The organism is Corallococcus llansteffanensis (assembly GCF_003612055.1).
GTDB lineage: Bacteria > Myxococcota > Myxococcia > Myxococcales > Myxococcaceae > Corallococcus > Corallococcus llansteffanensis.
Window position 1 is genome coordinate 1 of record NZ_RAWB01000184.1, and the last position, 16,238, is coordinate 16,238.

At 69.4% G+C, this 16,238-nt stretch carries 12 protein-coding genes; 3 read left to right on the plus strand and 9 right to left on the minus strand.

Translation table 11 applies throughout. The features are described 5' to 3' along the window. Both D7V93_RS18570 and D7V93_RS18575 read left to right on the plus strand, forming a co-directional pair. A partial coding sequence (locus tag D7V93_RS18570) for an ELWxxDGT repeat protein (protein WP_120644684.1) occupies window positions 1-1,419 on the plus strand: 1,419 nt, incomplete at its 5' end. Window positions 1,420-1,686: 267 nt separating this feature from the next. Next, on the plus strand, window positions 1,687-4,038 hold the full coding sequence (locus D7V93_RS18575) for a CBM96 family carbohydrate-binding protein (protein WP_120644685.1): 2,352 nt from the start codon (window positions 1,687-1,689) through the stop codon (window positions 4,036-4,038). Window positions 4,039-4,693: 655 nt separating this feature from the next. On the opposite strand, the gene D7V93_RS18585 is transcribed toward D7V93_RS18575, so the two are convergent. The 3 genes from D7V93_RS18585 to D7V93_RS18595 all read right to left on the minus strand — a co-directional run bounded on the left by D7V93_RS18585 (window position 4,694) and on the right by D7V93_RS18595 (window position 7,894). Continuing rightward, window positions 4,694-5,494, minus strand: coding sequence for a transglycosylase SLT domain-containing protein (locus D7V93_RS18585; protein WP_120644687.1), 801 nt, complete (start codon window positions 5,492-5,494; stop codon window positions 4,694-4,696). A 231-nt stretch (window positions 5,495-5,725) separates the two neighbouring features. Further along, on the minus strand, window positions 5,726-6,772 hold the full coding sequence (locus tag D7V93_RS18590) for a Gfo/Idh/MocA family protein (RefSeq protein WP_167509476.1): 1,047 nt from the start codon (window positions 6,770-6,772) through the stop codon (window positions 5,726-5,728). Between the two features lie 42 nt (window positions 6,773-6,814). Next, window positions 6,815-7,894, minus strand: coding sequence for a lipase family alpha/beta hydrolase (locus D7V93_RS18595; RefSeq protein ID WP_120644688.1), 1,080 nt, complete (start codon window positions 7,892-7,894; stop codon window positions 6,815-6,817). Window positions 7,895-8,132: 238 nt separating this feature from the next. Between D7V93_RS18595 and D7V93_RS18600 the strand changes: the two genes are divergently transcribed. Beyond that, window positions 8,133-9,794 carry an invertase recombinase-like protein gene (locus tag D7V93_RS18600; protein WP_120644689.1) on the plus strand — a complete coding sequence of 554 codons (1,662 nt, stop codon included), beginning with the start codon at window positions 8,133-8,135 and terminating at the stop codon, window positions 9,792-9,794. 74 nt (window positions 9,795-9,868) lie between these two features. On the opposite strand, the gene D7V93_RS18605 is transcribed toward D7V93_RS18600, so the two are convergent. The 6 genes from D7V93_RS18605 to D7V93_RS18630 all read right to left on the minus strand — a co-directional run bounded on the left by D7V93_RS18605 (window position 9,869) and on the right by D7V93_RS18630 (window position 15,990). Further along, window positions 9,869-10,753: a DMT family transporter gene (locus D7V93_RS18605; RefSeq protein WP_120644690.1), complete on the minus strand. Its 885-nt coding sequence runs from the start codon at window positions 10,751-10,753 to the stop codon at window positions 9,869-9,871. A gap of 2 nt (window positions 10,754-10,755) precedes the next feature. Next, window positions 10,756-11,532, minus strand: a complete 777-nt coding sequence (locus tag D7V93_RS18610; RefSeq protein WP_120644691.1) for an aldo/keto reductase — start codon at window positions 11,530-11,532, stop codon at window positions 10,756-10,758. Continuing rightward, on the minus strand, window positions 11,529-12,155 hold the full coding sequence (locus D7V93_RS18615; protein ID WP_120644692.1) for an LbetaH domain-containing protein: 627 nt from the start codon (window positions 12,153-12,155) through the stop codon (window positions 11,529-11,531). The genes D7V93_RS18610 and D7V93_RS18615 overlap by 4 nt, the downstream gene beginning before the upstream one ends. Continuing rightward, the gene (locus D7V93_RS18620; protein WP_120644693.1) at window positions 12,145-13,317 is read right to left on the minus strand and encodes an FAD-dependent oxidoreductase; all 1,173 of its coding nucleotides are present in this window, start codon (window positions 13,315-13,317) and stop codon (window positions 12,145-12,147) included. Before D7V93_RS18620 ends, D7V93_RS18615 begins: the two co-directional genes overlap by 11 nt. Before the next feature lie 362 nt (window positions 13,318-13,679). Beyond that, window positions 13,680-14,375 carry a hypothetical protein gene (locus tag D7V93_RS18625; RefSeq protein WP_120644694.1) on the minus strand — a complete coding sequence of 232 codons (696 nt, stop codon included), beginning with the start codon at window positions 14,373-14,375 and terminating at the stop codon, window positions 13,680-13,682. Between the two features lie 19 nt (window positions 14,376-14,394). Next, entirely contained in the window at window positions 14,395-15,990 is a 1,596-nt protein-coding gene (locus tag D7V93_RS18630) for an aromatic amino acid hydroxylase (protein ID WP_120644695.1), read from the minus strand. Window positions 15,991-16,238: the final 248 nt, after the last annotated feature.

Below are 16,238 nucleotides of genomic sequence, written 5' to 3' on the forward strand. Positions count from 1 at the left end.
GGCGGGGAGGCTGCCACGGTGGAGGAGCCCTCATACGGGGTGATCCAGCAGGCGTGTCCCGCCGGGGTGGCGTCGCGGTTGAAGGTTGTCACGCCCCCAGGCTCCGACCCGCGGAGTCGGGTGCTGGGGTTCACCGACGTCCAGGGGACGCTCTACTTCGTCACCGACCCGCTCGACGGCACCACGACCCTGTGGAAGAGCGACGGCACGGACGCGGGCACTGTCCAGGTGAGGGCGTTCCCTGCGGCCGCCGTCGGGTTCCCGCGCCTGACGGACCTGGTCGCGGTGGGCAACAGGCTCTTCTTCCAGCTCTATGATCCGGCCACCGGAACGGAGCTCTGGGTCAGCGACGGGACGACCAGCGGCACCCGGCTCGTCCGGGACATCACGCCTGGGGCCTCCAGCTCCTCGCTGCGCAACCTGACCGAGGTCAACGGCCGGCTGGTCTTCTTCCGCCAGGTGCCGGCGACGCCGACGGAGGCCTCGCGGGTGGAGTTGTGGCGCTCGGACGGGACGACCACGGGCACCCTGCGGGTGAGGAACTTCGGAGAGAACCCCGGGCTTGGCTTCGATACGTTGAAGGTCGGCAACGCGCTGCTCTTCTTCTTCTCCCAGCCCACGGGCACCACGCTGTGGCGCACCGATGGCACGCTGGCCGGCACCACCTCCGTCGAACGGCTGGACGCGGACTCCGTCCCCATCACGCAGGTGGGCCGCGCGGGAGACCTGGGCCTGTTCATCTTGCAAGACGGTCCGAACCACGAGGTGTGGAGGACGACTGGCACGGCCGCGGGGACCGTCCGGCTGGACGCGTTCGGCAAGCCCGTCAGGCTGCTCGGGTCGGTGGGTTCCTCCGTCTACCTGTCGTCCGCGGACCTGACCACGAGGCGGCTGCGCATCGATCGGCTGGCGTTGAGCGGCGGTGGCAAGGCCCTGGTCACGACCCTGCCCAATCCCTACGCGAGCAACGACTTCGCCATCCCCTACGTGCAGAACACAGCCATCTCCGGAAGCCAGATCTACTTCTCCGTGGCCATCAGCAGCCCCGGCCCCTCGCCCCTGGACGTGACGTTGTGGGTGACCAACGGGACGGCGGCGGGGACGCGCGACCTCTTCCGTCAGCTCAGCCGGAGCGACGAGTACATCTCCCCCGTCTTCGCCACGGGCGCGGGCGTGGTCCTCTTCAGCGGATCGCCCGAAGGTGGGTTCACCGAGCCCTGGTTCACCCGGGGCACCGTGGCGACAACGGGCCAGCTGGCGGACATCCGGCCAGGGCCCGGTGGCTCCTCGCCGGATGGGTTCACCCGCGTGGGCAGCCGCGTCTACTTCGCCGCCACCGATGACACGAACCTGGCCCAGGTGTGGTCCTCGCCGGTCAGCTTCATCTGCCCTCCGGGGTTGACCGAAACAACGCGGTAGCAACACCCAACGCACGGTGGGCCGGAAGAAAGTGGCCGCCGTGCGCGGGGTGCAATCCCATGACATGCGCGTCCGCTGGGAGCGTCAGCGCGCGTGCCAGTCCTGGCACGTTCTGGCGTGAGGGCCGCCACGGTCCGGCTCCCGCGGTCGTGCAAGCTCCGGAGGTGACAGGGTTTTCACCTTCGCGAAGGTCCTGGCCCCGGGGTTGCTCAAGGGCCTCGCGTCGTGTCGGAACGAACCGGCGCGCGTGACCCCGAGTGCCATTGCATGCATCGAGCATCCCATTGGAAGCAGTCCCTGCGTTCCCTGCTCCTCGTTCCCCTCGTGGCGGGACTCGTCCCGGGCTGTGACGCTGGCGAAGCGCCCCCCGAGCCGGCCGCGCCGCCTTCCCCGACGCGGACCCGGGCCGTCGCGCTCGACACCGCGCCGACCCCAAAGCAGATCATCCTGGAGCCCGAGGCGGACACGTATGTCTGGTCGTCCCAGTCGGGGACGAACTACGGCACGTCGACGAGCCTGACCGTGGACCGGAGCTACGGCGAGATCTACCTGCGCTTCAACCTCAGCGGCATCCCGGCGGGGGCCCACATCGCCTCGGTCATGCTCCAGGCCCTGGCCTACGACGGCTATGCCAACGGCGGCGACGGCAGCGTCTACGCACACCTGGTGCCGGACGACACCTGGAGCGAGACGGGCATGACCTGGGCCAACCGGCCTGCGGTGGCCGGCGGCGACCTGGGCTCCTGGTGGCTGTGGTACGGCACCGCCAGACCCGCGCCCCTGCAGGTCGGCCTCAACTTCGACCCGAAGCTGACAGCGCCGGTGCAACAGGCCCTGGACTCGGATCAGCGCATCTCCTTGCGGCTGAAGTCCCCGGGCTACAAGACGGTGTACCGCTCGCGCGAGCACACCGTCGCCAGCGAGCGGCCCCAGCTCATCGTCAACTACTTCGAGCCCGATGATCCGCAGGTGACGTCGGACCTCCAGGTGGTGGCCCTCTACCCGATGGCGGACGCGCAGGTCCTGGCGGCCAGCCCCAACACCAACTCCGGCACGGCCATGGGCCTGACTGTCGACCGGACCGCGGCGGAGACCTTTCTGCGCTTCGGCCTGGGCAGCGTCCCGTCCAACGCGCAGGTGGTCGCCGTCTCGCTGGTGGCCACGTCGTATGACGGCTCCGCCTACGACGGGGCGGACGGCAACGTCTACACGCGGCTGGTCTCCGACGATACCTGGAGCGAGACCGGCATCATCTGGAACAACCGGCCCTCCGCCTCCAGTGAGGACTTCGGCTCCTGGCTGTTGTGGAACCGCAATGGCCAGTACACGACCCAGGCGGGCGTCAACTCGAGCCCGAAGCTGGTGGCGCCCGTGCAGGAGGCACTGGGCTCGGACGGGAGGATCTCCTTCCGGCTGGACTCTCCCGGGTACCGGACGCTGTATCACTCGCGTGAGTACACCAACACGGAGGTCCGCTGGCCGCAGCTGCTCGTCTCGTACTTCGTGCCGCCCCCGTGCCCCGTGTCCAACGCCTCCACGCCCACGCAGGTGGTCCTGGAGGCCGAGGCGGACACGTATGTCTCGGCGCGCCAGCCCCAGTCGAACCTGGGCACGTCCGACCTGGTCCTCAGCCCGGACGAAGAGGCGTACCTGCGCTTCGACCTCAGCGGCATCCCGGCGGGGGCCCGCGTCGCCTCGGTCATGCTGAAGGCCCTGGCCTACGACGGCTACGCCAACGGCGGCGACGGCAGCGTCTACGCGCACCTGGTGCCGGACGACAGCTGGAGCGAGCTGGGCATGACGTGGGCCAACCGGCCCGCGGTGAGCGGGGACGCGCTGGGCTCCTGGTGGCTCTGGTACAACAACGTCGACACGCTTCAGGTCGGCCTCAACTTCGACCCGAAGCTGAAGGCGCCGGTGCAGCAGGCCCTGGACTCGGATCAGCGCATCTCCTTGCGGCTGAGGTCCCCGGGCTACAAGACGGTGTACCGCTCGCGCGAGTACGCCATCGCCAGCGAGCGGCCCCAGCTCATCGTCAACTACTTCGAGCCCACGGATCCGTGGGTGACGTCGGAGCTTCAGGCGGTGGCCCTCTCCCCGGTGGCGGATGCGCAGGTCCAGAAGAGCAATCCCAACGCGAACGCTGGCTCGTCCATGAACCTGACCGTCGACCGGGCGGACGCGGAGACCTTCCTGCGCTTCAACCTCGGCGCCATTCCCGCCACCGCGCGGGTGGCCTCGGTCGTCCTGGTGACCACGTCCCCTGGCAGCGAGAACTCCGAGGGTGTGGACGGCAACGTCTACACGCGGCTGGTCTCCGACGACGCCTGGAGCGAGACCGGCATCACCTGGAACAACCGGCCCTCCAGCTCCAGCTGTGAGCTGGGCTCCTGGCAGTTCCCGACCCGCGCCGTGCCGTACACGACCCAGGCGGGCATCAACGCGAGCCCGAAGCTGGTGGCGCCCGTGCAGCAGGCGCTGTACTCGGACGGGATGATCTCCTTGCGGCTCGACTCCGCAGGGTCCCGCTCGCTGTACCACTCGCGCGAGTACAACAACACCGACGTCCGCTGGCCGCGGTTGCTCGTCTATTACACGGTGCCCACCTCGACGCCTTGAGGTGTGGCCGGCCGGTGCGTCCCGTTCCGAGGTCGGAGGGGCGCACCGGCTGGCCGCCGCTTCGCCCTGGAGAAGCGGACCGGGCGTTGGGGTACCGTGCGCTCCGGTCCCCATGCGCCTCTTCCTTTCGTGGCTCCTCCTCACGCTGGCGCTGCTGACGGCCACGGGCTGTCCGCTCGACATCCAGGTCCGGGAGGAGGCTGACGGGGGTTGCTCCGGGAGCGAGTGCACGCGGTCCTGCGCCAGCGACCGCGACTGCCCGGACGGACAGCGTTGCCATGAACTGTATGAACAGTGCGAGCCCGGGCCCCGACTCACCGAGTCCTGCTCGGACTCCGTCTCCTGTCCCACGTTCGCGCGCTGCCTTGGCGGGCGCTGCTCCCAGGGCTGCGCCCGGGGCTGTCCCGCCAGCTACCAGTGCGCTCCGGACGGGCCGTGCGTCGAGTCCTGTGACGGCCTGCCCCCGCCCGCGACCCTGGGCAACTACTGCGCGTCCTCCCTGGAGTGTGGCCGGTGCGGTTTCTGCGTGGACCTGGGAGGTGGGAAACAGTGCCACCAACCCTGTCGGTCGGATGCCGAATGTCCGGGAGGCGCTTCGGGCGCGTGCGCGGTCATCGCCGGAGGCTCGCTGCGCGCGTGCCGGCTTCCTTGAGGCCTAGTAGCCGACGTAGCCGCTGCCGCCGTTGAGCCCCTTGATGCCCGGCGTGTTGGACACCGAGCCGTAGCGGTCCACCGCGTAGCGCACGGCCGCGACGATGTTGTCCACCGGGTTGCGGATGTTGTCGTGGCCCGGGAGCTTGAACGCATCGAACGTGGGCTGGATGGTCTGCATCAGACCGATGGAGGGGTGACCGTCCTTGGCGTTCTGGTCCGTGAGGTTGATGGCGGTGGGGTTGCCGCTCGACTCGTGCTCGACAATCTTCGCGATGTCCTGGGCGTTCATCTTGTCGGCCGGGATGCCCGCGGCGGCGAGCAGCTTCTGGGCCTGCTTGATCCAGTCACCCACCTGGCCCTGCGGAACCTCACCCGCGGAGCCGGCCGCCTCGGTGGAGCCGGCCGCTTCGGTGGAGCCGGCCGTCTCGGTGGAGCCGGCCTCGTACGAGTCACCCGCGCTGGAAGCACCGTCCGCGCCGGACACGCCCGACGAGGCCTCGGCTCCGTCCTCGCCGCCCAGGGAGGGAGCTTCACCGAGCCCGTTGGTCTGGAGCATCTGGGCGAGCTGCTCCAGATCCTTCATCACCTCGCTGAGGCCCTCCATGAACTGCTTGAACTGCGCACCCTGCTGGGGGCCCGCGCTGAAGCCATCCTGCTGGAGCTGGGACGCCAGGTTCGAACCGGACTTCTGGCCGACGCACCCCTGCGAGCGGGGGCCGGAGATGCCTTCAGGTCGGGTCGCCACCTCCTGAGAGGGGACGCGGAAGGCAGCGGAGCGGTTGGACACGGGCGAGAGGGCCATGGGATTTCCTCGGGGGAGTGAAGGGTGCTGAATGACGAATACCTACAGCACGTGACATGCCAACCCTTCGGGCGGCGCCCTCTGGAACCCAAGTGCTGGATATCCTTGAGGTGAACCCCCGCCAGGCCTTGAAGCGCGAGGCGCGGCGGGGCTCACCGGGCCCGCGTCCCTGGTGACTGGAGTCATCCCACCCTGACAGCAGTCACCACCCGCGACGCGCTCAGCGCCCCGTCACGAAGCGCGGCTGGAGGCGCCAAGCTGCCCGCGCGCCGAGTCGATGGTCTCGAGCAACGCGATGCTGCGCTCGAGCGGATGCATCGGCGACTCCGTGAGTCCCTCGGCGATGTGCCGTGCGACCGCGGCGGCCTGGTACGCGAGGCCCTCACTGCCGTGGATCCCGGACGGGTCGGTCCAACGCAGCCGCTGGTCCGACCCCGCAGCCTTCAACGTGAAGCCGCCGGGGGTGAAGAAGCGCGAGTCGAGCTGGAGGCGCGCGTGCGTGCCCGCGATGACGGCCTCCTGGGGCGTCTCGGCGAAGAGGGTGGTGTGCAGCAGCGCCTGGGCACCCGTGGCGTAGGAGAGGATGAGCGCCGCCTGTCCGTCCACGCCTGTCGGGGCGAGGGAACCCGTGGCGTGCACATGCGCGGGCGGGCCGAACACGAAGTGCGCGAGCCAGATGGGATAGATGCCGATGTCGAGCAGCGCGCCGCCGCCGAGCGCGGGGTTGAAGATGCGGCCTTCGGGGTTGAAGTCGAAGCGGCCCCCGAAGTCCGCCGTGACGAGCCGGATGTCTCCGAGCACGCCTTCACGCAGCAGCCGTTCGATGAGCACGGTCTGCGGGAGGAAGCGCGACCACAGGGCTTCCATGGCGAAGACGCCCGCGGCGCGAGCAGCCCTGGCGATGTCCCGGGCCTCGCCAGCGTCGAGCGCGAGAGGCTTCTCCACGAGGACGTGCTTGCCGGCGGCGATGGCGAGCAGGGCCTGGCGCTTGTGCTCGCTGTGGGGAGACGCCACGTAGACGATGTCGACCTGGGGATCGGCGACGAGCTGCTCGTAGGACTCGTGGACGCGTGCGATGCCGTAGGTCGCGGCGAAGCGCTGGGCGCGCTCGGGAGCACGAGAGGCGACCGCGTGGACGCGCTGGTCGGTGTGCTGATGCAGGGCCCAGACGAAGCCGCCCGCGATCCGTCCGGGAGCGAGCACGCCCCAGCGCAGCACCGGACCTCCGCGCAGGGGAATGGCTTCGGCAGGGGGGAGGGTGGTCGGGAAGTGGCTCACGGACCCGAATCTATCCGCGCACCGCCTCCCGGGCCCCGTCGCTCAGCTGCCCTTGGGCATGTTCAAGGCCATCGCCACCAGCGAGAGGGTCAGGTCCTCGGGGTGGTAGGGCTTGAACGGGTTCAGCGTCGTCCCGGTCGAATCGAGGTGATCCAGCCCGTGCAGGGTCACGGACTTGGAGCCGGGGATGAACGCGTCCTGCGGGAGCACCAGGCCGTCCGACTTCACGCCGTAGCGCTGCTGCATGTACTCCTCGGCGACGAACAGCGGCGAGGTGGGGTTGGAGGTGGTGGAGGCCATGCACACGGCGGGGATGCCCGCGGGCATCGGGTGCTCGGCCAGGAACTTCTTGCGCGAGTCGTACGTCAGGTCCTCACCGGCCTGGATGCTGCCGCCAATGGCCTCGATGGCGCCGCCCACCCCGTAGCGCACCAGCGGGTTGTCCAGCAGGTCCTGCGCCATGGGCGAGCCGCCGTACGGCGACTGGATCGTGACCAGGGCGCGCACGTGGTCCTTGAGCTCCGGGTACAGCGCCAGGGCCGCCGCGGAGTCCAGGCCGCCCTTGCTGTGGCCGATGAGCACCACCTGCTTGCCGTTCTTGGAGGCCTCGAGCACCGCCTGACGGACGATGGCCGCGTTGTGCTCCACGCCCATGTCCGTGTCCACGGGCACCCGGCCCACCTGCAGCCCCTGGGCCTCGAGCGCGTCCAGGTTCTTGTCGAAGTACAGCTGCTTGGGCGCCGCTTCCGACAGCAGCCCGCCCACGGCCAGGAACACGCAGTCCTTGGCCTCGGGAGGAAGCACGTTCTGTCCCGTGCGCACGGCCTGGTTGAGCTTCTGGAACTCCGCCGTGGAGTCCTTGGCCGGCGGATACGCCTTCTGGATCCAGCCGATCTTGTCCGCCTCGCCCTTGCCAGGCCAGGGGATGGGCAGGCGCAGGCTGTTGACCTGCGAGGGCGCATTGCCCCGCTGAGCACCACCCGCCGGAAGGGCCGCGGTGAAGCTGTCGCGCGCCGCCACGGCGTTGTAGCCCTGCGCGGTCTTGGACCGGGTGGAGGCTTCCGGAGCGACCCGCGTCTGGAGGGGCGACGTGAGGCTGGAAGGACGCGTGACCTGGACCATGAAGGGACCTCGGGAGGGGGAAGCCGAGTAGAGCAGCGGGGGAGGCTTGCCTACATTGTCGGGGGATGGAGTTATTTGTTGCGTGCCCCGTTCCAAGGGCGTGAGAAGCCGAGAACCCCGGGCGCATGCCGCAGCGCGGCGGGCGCTCACGGGCCTCGCATCGGGTGGCTCCGGCGCTGCCCTCCGCTTGGGAGAAGTGTGGTACGACTGGAACTTTCATGGAAAATGGAGGCTCGCTGTGACGTTGGTTCGAGTGTGTCTGGCTTCGCTGCTGCTCTTGGTGGTCGCCTGCGGTGATTCGGATCCAGAGGTGACTCCTGATGCCGGCCAGGCCCTGCCGGATTCAGGTGTCGAGGTGCCGGATTCAGGTACCGGGACGCCGGACGCAGGTACCGGGACACCGGACGCAGGCACCGAGACGCCGGACGCAGGCCATGAGCCGCCCGACGCAGGTACCGAGCCGCCGGACGCAGGTGTCGAGCCGCCGGATGCAGGCACCGGGACACCGGACGCAGGCACTGAGACGCCGGACGCAGGCACCGGGACACCGGACGCAGGCGAGCCTCCCACGGGGAACGTCATCGACAACTGGGGCTTCGAAGAATGGCCCGGTGCCCTTCCGGCGAAGTGGTACGGCAGCACGTCGAACATCTCGACCGGCGGGGTGGGGCGGGAGACGACGAATGCCTTCGAAGGCGCGAACGCGGCCCGGCTGACCAATCCTTCGACCACGCACCAGCGCTTCAGCACCCTGGCGAAGTCAATGCGCGCGGGCCGCTACTCCTGCACCTACCAGGCGCGGGGCACCGGTGACGTGCGAAACGCCTTCTTCGACGACGACTACTCCTCCTACTCGGCCTACACCTCGGTCGACAGCAAGGAGTGGAAGAAGCTGGCGTACAACTTCAACCTCGCCGCCGACGTCTTCGACACCTTCGAGCTCATCTTCAGCGTCCGAAACACCAGCGGCGAGCATCTGCTCATCGACGATGTGCGCTGCGTGCGGGCCGACGAGCCGTGTGATGCGATCAGCTGCGAGGCCTGGGAGCGCTGCGTGAACGCCACCGCGACCTGCGAGCCGCTCTCCGGTCGCTGCCAGGACGCCACGGATTGCAGCGAGTGGCAGTCCTGTGATGCCACCCATACCTGTGTGGTCGCCGCGGATCGCTGCACCCGTCACGCGGATTGCGCGGGGACCCCGGAGACGCCGGTCTGCAATTACACCACGCATCTCTGCGTCGCGGGCGACCCCTGCGCTGGTGTCACCTGCAGCAACCCGGCGACGACCTGCAACCCCACGACTGGCGTGTGCGAGCTGGCCGAAGGCGCCTGCTTCACCACCTACGACTGTCGCGGTGCGCTGCCTGCCTGCGACCCGGCGACCCGGCGCTGCGTCTCCGCCGCTCACCCCTCGAACATCATTCGCAATGGTGGGTTTGAAACCTGGAACACCTATTCCATCCCCTACTACGGGAACCATTACATTCCGGACTACTGGTACGGCATCGACAACGGCGTCTCCGACCCGGGCACCGAGATCAAGCCCACGCGCCTCGTGCCCTACACGACCGCGGTGCACGGCGGCTCGAGGGCGCTGCAGTTCGTGGTCCCGATCCAGGTGGCCGAGCGCTTCTCCCTCGAGAAGTTCAACGTCCCGAGCGGAAACTACTCCTGCTCGTATCGCGTGCGAGGTCACGGCAGCATTCGCCATCGCACCTATTCGAGTGGCGGCTGGAGCGCGCAGACCGACTTCGTCGCCGTCGACAGCGACGCGTGGCAGCCGGTGTTCTTCCGCTTCACCGGCAACGTGCGCGACTGGCGCCTGCTCCTCTATCCGAGCCGCAGCGTGGCCGACCGCGACCACCTCCAGGTCGACGACGTCGTCTGCACGAAGGACTGATCGGCCGCCTGACCACCGCCGCGGACCTTGAAAGAGCGGGCCGCTTCCCGGAAGGGAAGCGGCCCGTTTTTCATTCACCGGCCGAGGATGAGGATGGCCATCCCTGCGATGAGCACGAGGATCATGAGCGTCTTCTGCCAGAGGTTCGCCTCGCGGAAGAGGAGGGCGGACAGGAGGAAGGCGACGATGAGGCTCGTGCGGCGCAGGACGGACAGCAGGGACACCATCGCCTGGGGGTCCATCAGGGCGTGGAAGTAGATGAGCTCCGCCAGCACCCAGGAGACACCCACCAGGGGCACGGCCCAGCTCCAGGTGAGGCCCGATCCCAGGCCGCCCCTGCGCAGCATGTACGGCACGAAGACGAGGGCGGACAGGGCGCACCGCTGGAAGGCGGAGTGCGCCTGGATCTCCAGCACCGGGAGCTGGAGCTGGACGACCAGGTACTTGTCATAGACGGTCGTCACCGCGGACAGCACCGTGGCCGACAGCATGAGGAGCACCGCGGTGTTGCGGAAGACGACGATGCCTTCCTTCCTGCCGACGACGGAGAGCACGTAGTAGGACAGGACGGTGATCATCAGGCCGAGGAACTGCATCGGCGTCAGCAGCTCCCGGAACATCACGAACCCGCCCGCGAGCGTCCACAGAGGGCCCGACGCCCGCACGGCGCCGGCGATGGAGATGGGCAGCTCCCGCACCGCGTAGTAGGCGAGGATCCACGAGGCCGTCATCGCGACGCCCTTGGGCAGCAGGAGCGCGTGCTCGCGGAAGGACAGCCCGAACGGGTCGATGTGGATGGGCAGCGCCCCGCTGAACAGGGTGGGAACCCAGACCAGCGCCCCGAAGAGCGAGGACCACATGACGACGGGGATGACCGCGTTGCCCGTCATCGCCTTCTTCGTCCAGACATCGTAGAGGCCGAGCATCACCCCGGCGCCAAGGCCATAGGCAATCCACATCTTCAGCCTCCCCGGGAGCGGAAGGCCGCGAGCGTCTGGCGCAGGTGGTCCACGGACTTCGTGCCCGTCAGCACGTAGCCCGAAAAGGATTGGCCCAGGACGTGGTCGAGCGACTCCCGAAGGGCGACCTCGCGCGCCCTTTGCGTGTCATGGAGCAACTGCCCCATGGCGAAGGGCCGGTTGATCAGGATCTGGAGACCATGCCGCGCTGCCAGCGCGAAGACGGGCTCCAGCGTCCGGTGGAGCGTGTTGTAGGGGAACTGCAGGTAGGAATAGAGGCCCACCGCGCAGGCCGCCTCCGCCGCCGCCACGTCGCTGATGCTCGCGCCCAGGCGGGTGATGCCCAGCGAACGGGCGTATTCGAGCGCGCGGACCACGTCGGGTGCGCCCACGGTGGCCGCGGTGGCCTTGTGCACCTGCAAGAGGTCGATCCGCCCGAGCCAGCGGAGGCTCTGGTCCAGGCTGCGGCGGAGCGCGTCGTACGAATGGTCGGTGAAGGAGGAGCCGGCCTCCGCATCCCAGTGCTCACCGAACTTGGTGGCGACGAAGAGCCCCTCGCGCCGGAAGCCCAGCGTCGCGAGGAAGGCTCCGAACCTCTCCTCACTGGTGCCATAGGCGGGAGCCGTGTCGAAGCAGCGGACTCCTGCCTCGACGGCGAACTCGAGCAGGCGCCGCGCGTCCGCCTCCGGAGGTGGAGGCTCCGAGCGGTAGCCCCAGGTGCGGCCAATGGACAGCAGGCCGAGCCCGAGTCCGACAGGTACGTCACCCGGGGCGCTCATGGTGCCGCCTTCGGGTGGAAGAACGACTGGGGCTTCGCGTCTTCCAGGCGGAAGGTGCCGCTGCCCATGATGACCTGGCCCACGCCGAGCACGAGCCGGCGGGCCGTGCCGGAGCCCTTGAGGACGGCGGCGCGCCGGTCCGGGTCCGGGTCGCTGAACGCGGCGCCCCCGGCCAGGCTGCACCCGTCCACGGTGATGGCCCCCAGCACCTGGGTCCCCGACCCAAGCTCCGTCTGGCCAAAGACAGACGCACCTCCGAGATAGCGCCCTCCATCGCCGATGACGATGCGCGCGCCGGGGCTGTTCGCCTTCGCGGTGAAGCCGCCCTCGCCGAACTGGTTGCCGTTTCCGATGAGGAGGGGGCCGGTCTCCGCCGCCAGCAGGGTGCCGGTGTGAAAGACATTGCGGTCCCCCATCCGCAGCTCCGCCGTCTGCGCGCAGGTGACGTTGACGCAGGGATGAAAGACATTGCCCTGGCCGATGCGGGCGTGGCGGGAGATGAGCACGGAGAACGGATCGAAGATGACGTTGCCGTGGCTTGCGAGCGCGAGGACTTCTTCGAGGGTCAGCAGGCCCGCCGCGAGACGGGGAGCATCGAGGGCGGAGATCAGGTCAGGCCGCATGGGAGGGCTCGCGACGGTGAAGGGTGAGGTTGGCGTGCAGGACGTCACAGGGGCGCTTCGCGATGAGGCCGTCCTCCAGGCGCTCGTAGAGCCGCGCCGTCAGGACGTCCGTCAGGAAGGGCGTCTCGGTCATCTTTCCCGGCAGGATGCAGATGTGCCCGGGGACGGGCTCGTGGATGGCGATGTTGAGCGAGCGCGCGGCGCCCGCGTCGGGCGAGAAGTCCACCTTCGTGCACGCGACGTCGGTGAAGGTCGCCCCGCGCTTCCAGCCGGGCACCAGCCGCTCCAGCGCGCGGTGGAGGTTCCCCGCCTTGTCCTCGATGACGTTGTAGTCAGGCTCGGGGCAGAGGAGCGCGTCCTCGTTCATGCCGACGATGCTGTACCCGCCGTGGTGCATCATCGCCGCCTCGTGCGCGTCCACGTAGAACAGCCCGTGGGGGCCCAGGCGGGGCACGACGACCAGGTGGCTCTTCCAGTAGCGGATGGGCAGCTCCAGCTGGAAGAAGTCGCGGAAGAGGTCCCTGGCGCCGAAGCCGGCGGAGTAGACGAACAGTCCGGCCTCGACGTGGAGCTTCTCGCCGCCGGCGGTGACGACGCTGGCCTCCAGGCCGTTGATGCGCTCCAGGCGGGCGCCGGTGAGGACCTCGGTGCCGCCCTGCTGCGCGGAGGTGTAGAGCTTCCGGTACAGCATCCGGGTGTTGAGGCTGACGTCCGCGACCTCGAAGATGGCGGCGGCGCGGGAGAGGTCGGCGGCCGGGAAGCTCGCGGCGGCGGCGGCCCGCGTCCTGGGCCGGTACCAGACGCCCGCCTCGTCCCACCGGGACATGAGCTCCTGCACCCGGTCCGCGTCGCGGACCAGGACCAGCGGGGTGCGGTCCGCGTCCTCGACCGCCTCCGGAGCGAAGGCGCGGATCTGCTCGTGCCCGTAGATGCAGCGCCGCGCCACCTGGACCGCGTTCTCCCGGTCACGGATGGAGCCGGCATGGTAGCTGCCCCGGTGCAGCCAGCCCTCGTTGCGCGTCGAGGGACCGCTGGCCAGCGTCGGCTGCTTCTCCAGCAGCAACAGCCGCAGCCCGAGCCGGGACAGCTTGTGGCTCACCATCAGCCCTGTGATTCCTCCCCCCACCAACACCACGTCGTAGCGGCGGACGTCTCGCTTCACTGCACGCCTCCTTGTCTTTGCATGACAAATCCAACCCTTGTTGAATTTGTTGCTTTCCCGTGACTTTCAGGAAAAGCAAGTTGTGCAAAGATGGCCGGTTTTGGCCGTGCGGCGGAAGGATGCGAGGCATCTGCCTGCCTCCGGGCAGTTGCAACTCCATGGCGGGGGTGAAGGCGAGAAGCGGGAGGCGACGTGCTGGCTTGGGGCGCCGCGCGGCCGTCACTCGGGCGCACGCCTCCGTGGCGCGGTCCGAGGAGGCCTGCTTCAGGTGACGTGAGGCGGTGGGGCCGTGGCCCGCGAGGCGCGGCTACAGCGCGTTGAAGCTGCGCAGCCCTCGAAGAGGCTGTCGCCCGGGTCCAGGGTCAGAGCCCCTTCTTCTCCCGCAACGCCCGCTCCACTTCGGGAAGGAAGGGGCTGCCGCCGCGCTGCGCATGCGCCAGTGCCTTGGCGTGGTCGAGCACGCCCCGCTTGAGCACCTCGGGCACGAAGGTCTGTTCGTGCCGCTCGATGTCGTTGGTGTCGAGGTCTGGCTTGAACTCCTGCCAGCCCCGGCCCCCGACAATGAGGGTGCGGAAGGCCTCGGGGACGGAACGCGGACCGCCCGCGTTGGCCCAGATGGGAGTGTGCGAGTCCAGCAGCACCGCTCGCGCCGTCAGCGTTCCACCGACTCCCAGCATCGCTCCGTCCGTCCCCCAGGTGCCGACGATGACTCCGGACGCGGTGAGGTCGCGGTCCACCGCCACGCGCGCGCTCGTCGCGTACTCGAGGTTCCGGGCGCGGAGGTGGCCCGTCACGAGGAGGGTGCTGGTGGCGTAGTCCCCCGTCGTGAGGATGACGTCCCCCGTCGTCACGAGGTCGCCGTCAACGATGAGCGCCCACGGGCCCTCTCCGGTCTCCACGTCCTCGGAGATGTGGAGGTCGCCCTCGATGAGGCGCGGGCGCACCTCCGTGTCGACGAGGGTCCGGTTCTCGAGGAACCAGGCCCACAGGTCATGGCCGCGATAGCGCTCCGCGAGCTCCTCGAAGGACACCTCGCGGCCCTGCTCGTCCAGTCTCATCCTTCACCCGGTCGCAGGACTACGCGTGAGCCACGCTCAGGCGCGGAGGAACCTCGCCGCGCAGCTCCGCGACCTCGGCGCGCAGCAGCCAGTCCGACGGGAAGTCGCTGGATGCGCGGGCGATCTGCTCCAGCCGCTCGGGCGCGAGCTGTCCCGACTCGCGGATGCGGCGCACCTCCGTGTAGAGCTCGGCCAGGGACGGGTGCAGGGCCTGCGCCTTGCGCTCGCGGGCCTGCGCCTCGCCGTCGCCCACGGTGAAGGCATCCAGCTCCCCGAACCACCGGTCCCACGCGGCCGGATCCGCCGGCCCGCCCGCCACGGACGGCAGCCGCTCCGTCAGGTACAGGCGCGCCATCGACGGCAACGCCAGCGCGCGCCCCGCGAGCGTTCCGCTCAGGGCAATCACCTCGCCGCCGCCCACCGCGAAGCCCTCCAGCACCAGCCCGCTGTCCAGCGCGAGCCGGAAGCTCCCGCGCTCCGGCAGGGTGCCCTCGCCAAAGGCCACCAGGGCCGCGCCGCTGAACGGCTTGTCCTCGGAGTGGCCATTGCGCGACGTGAGGATGGGGCCCTCCAGCCGCGCCAGGGAGGTGGACAGGCCCGGAGCCACGTCCTTCACCGCCGGCAGCAGCTTCACCACCTTGCCCGTCACCTCGCGACCGTCCGCGAGCACCAGGTGGTTGACGGTGCGCGCGCGCAGGGCCTCGTTGAGGCCCAGGTCCCCGCCGCGCTTCCACGAGAGCGTGGCCTCGAACTCGGCCAGCACCTCGAACAGGTGCTCGAAGTCACGCGCCACGAACAGCTGCGGCTGCATGCGGGTGATGTCGTAGTCCGTGTCCGCGCACGCGACGCCCAGGGGCAGCTTCTTCACCTGGGACGTCAGGCAGTGCTTCGCCTCGCCGATGCTGGACAGCAGGCCCGCGCCGTAGATGCGCGGCCGCTCCAGGTCGCCAATGAGCCCGTACTCCGCGGTCCACCAGTACAGGCGGCTCGCGCGGGTGCTCTCGCTGATGTAGCGGTGGCTGGCGTTGGCGGCCTCCAGGCGGGCCTGGGCGTGGGCGATCTCCTCATCGCTCGCCGTCGGGTCCTCCTTCACCACGGACAGGTTGCGGATGGCCTCGAAGACGGCCTGGTCCTCCACGCTGGCGATGGCCTTGAACCCCACCCTCCCCACGGCCTTGAGGTACTCCGCGTAGCGGCGGTTCGCGATGATGGGCGCGTGGCCCGCGCTCTCGTGGACGATGTCCGGCGCGGGCGTGTACTGGATGTGCTCGTGCGTGCGGATGTCCGCCGCGATGGCCAGCACGCCCAGGGCCTGCAGCTCCGTGAACACGGCCGGCGGGATGAAGCCGCGCACCGCCACGCAGGACCAGCCCAGCTTCGACAACTTCTCGTTCATCTCATCCAGGCTGGGGATGGCCTCCGCGCCAATACCGGTGGCCTCCAGGCCCTCCAGGTAGACGGGGTGCGCCTTGTCGCCCAGGTGCCCGCGCAGCTGCCCCAGGATGTGCCGCCACACCGCCTGGTCGCGGGGCGTATAGGCCGCGTAGTCCTGGGCCACGACGTAACGACGCAGGTGGGCGGGCAGGCGGGCAATCGTCCGTTCCGTGGGGGTCATCGCAGGAGCTCCTTCAAGAGAAACAGGACACCTGGAAGATACCCATGTCAGCGACGGACGGAAATCCGGCATAAATCGACGTCTTCGTCGGATTATCGCCGTTTCCGGAGGCGACGTCGCAGGCCCTCCAGCACGGTGTGGGCGCCGGGGCTGAGGCCGCCGGAGGGCCACAGGGCGACGACCTCCACGACCTGGGGCTCCTGTTCGCGCAGGGGCCAGACGTGGACGTCCGCGGGGAAGGGCTGGGT

Coding starts and splice junctions, on each gene's coding strand:
- D7V93_RS18575 (WP_120644685.1), top strand. CDS start 1,687: ATGCATCGAGCATCCCATTGGAAGCAGTCCCTGCGTTCCCTGCTCCTC.
- D7V93_RS18585 (WP_120644687.1), bottom strand. CDS start 5,494: ATGGCCCTCTCGCCCGTGTCCAACCGCTCCGCTGCCTTCCGCGTCCCC.
- D7V93_RS18595 (WP_120644688.1), bottom strand. CDS start 7,894: ATGGTCCAGGTCACGCGTCCTTCCAGCCTCACGTCGCCCCTCCAGACG.
- D7V93_RS18605 (WP_120644690.1), bottom strand. CDS start 10,753: ATGTGGATTGCCTATGGCCTTGGCGCCGGGGTGATGCTCGGCCTCTAC.
- D7V93_RS18610 (WP_120644691.1), bottom strand. CDS start 11,532: ATGAGCGCCCCGGGTGACGTACCTGTCGGACTCGGGCTCGGCCTGCTG.
- D7V93_RS18615 (WP_120644692.1), bottom strand. CDS start 12,155: ATGCGGCCTGACCTGATCTCCGCCCTCGATGCTCCCCGTCTCGCGGCG.
- D7V93_RS18625 (WP_120644694.1), bottom strand. CDS start 14,375: ATGAGACTGGACGAGCAGGGCCGCGAGGTGTCCTTCGAGGAGCTCGCG.
- D7V93_RS18630 (WP_120644695.1), bottom strand. CDS start 15,990: ATGACCCCCACGGAACGGACGATTGCCCGCCTGCCCGCCCACCTGCGT.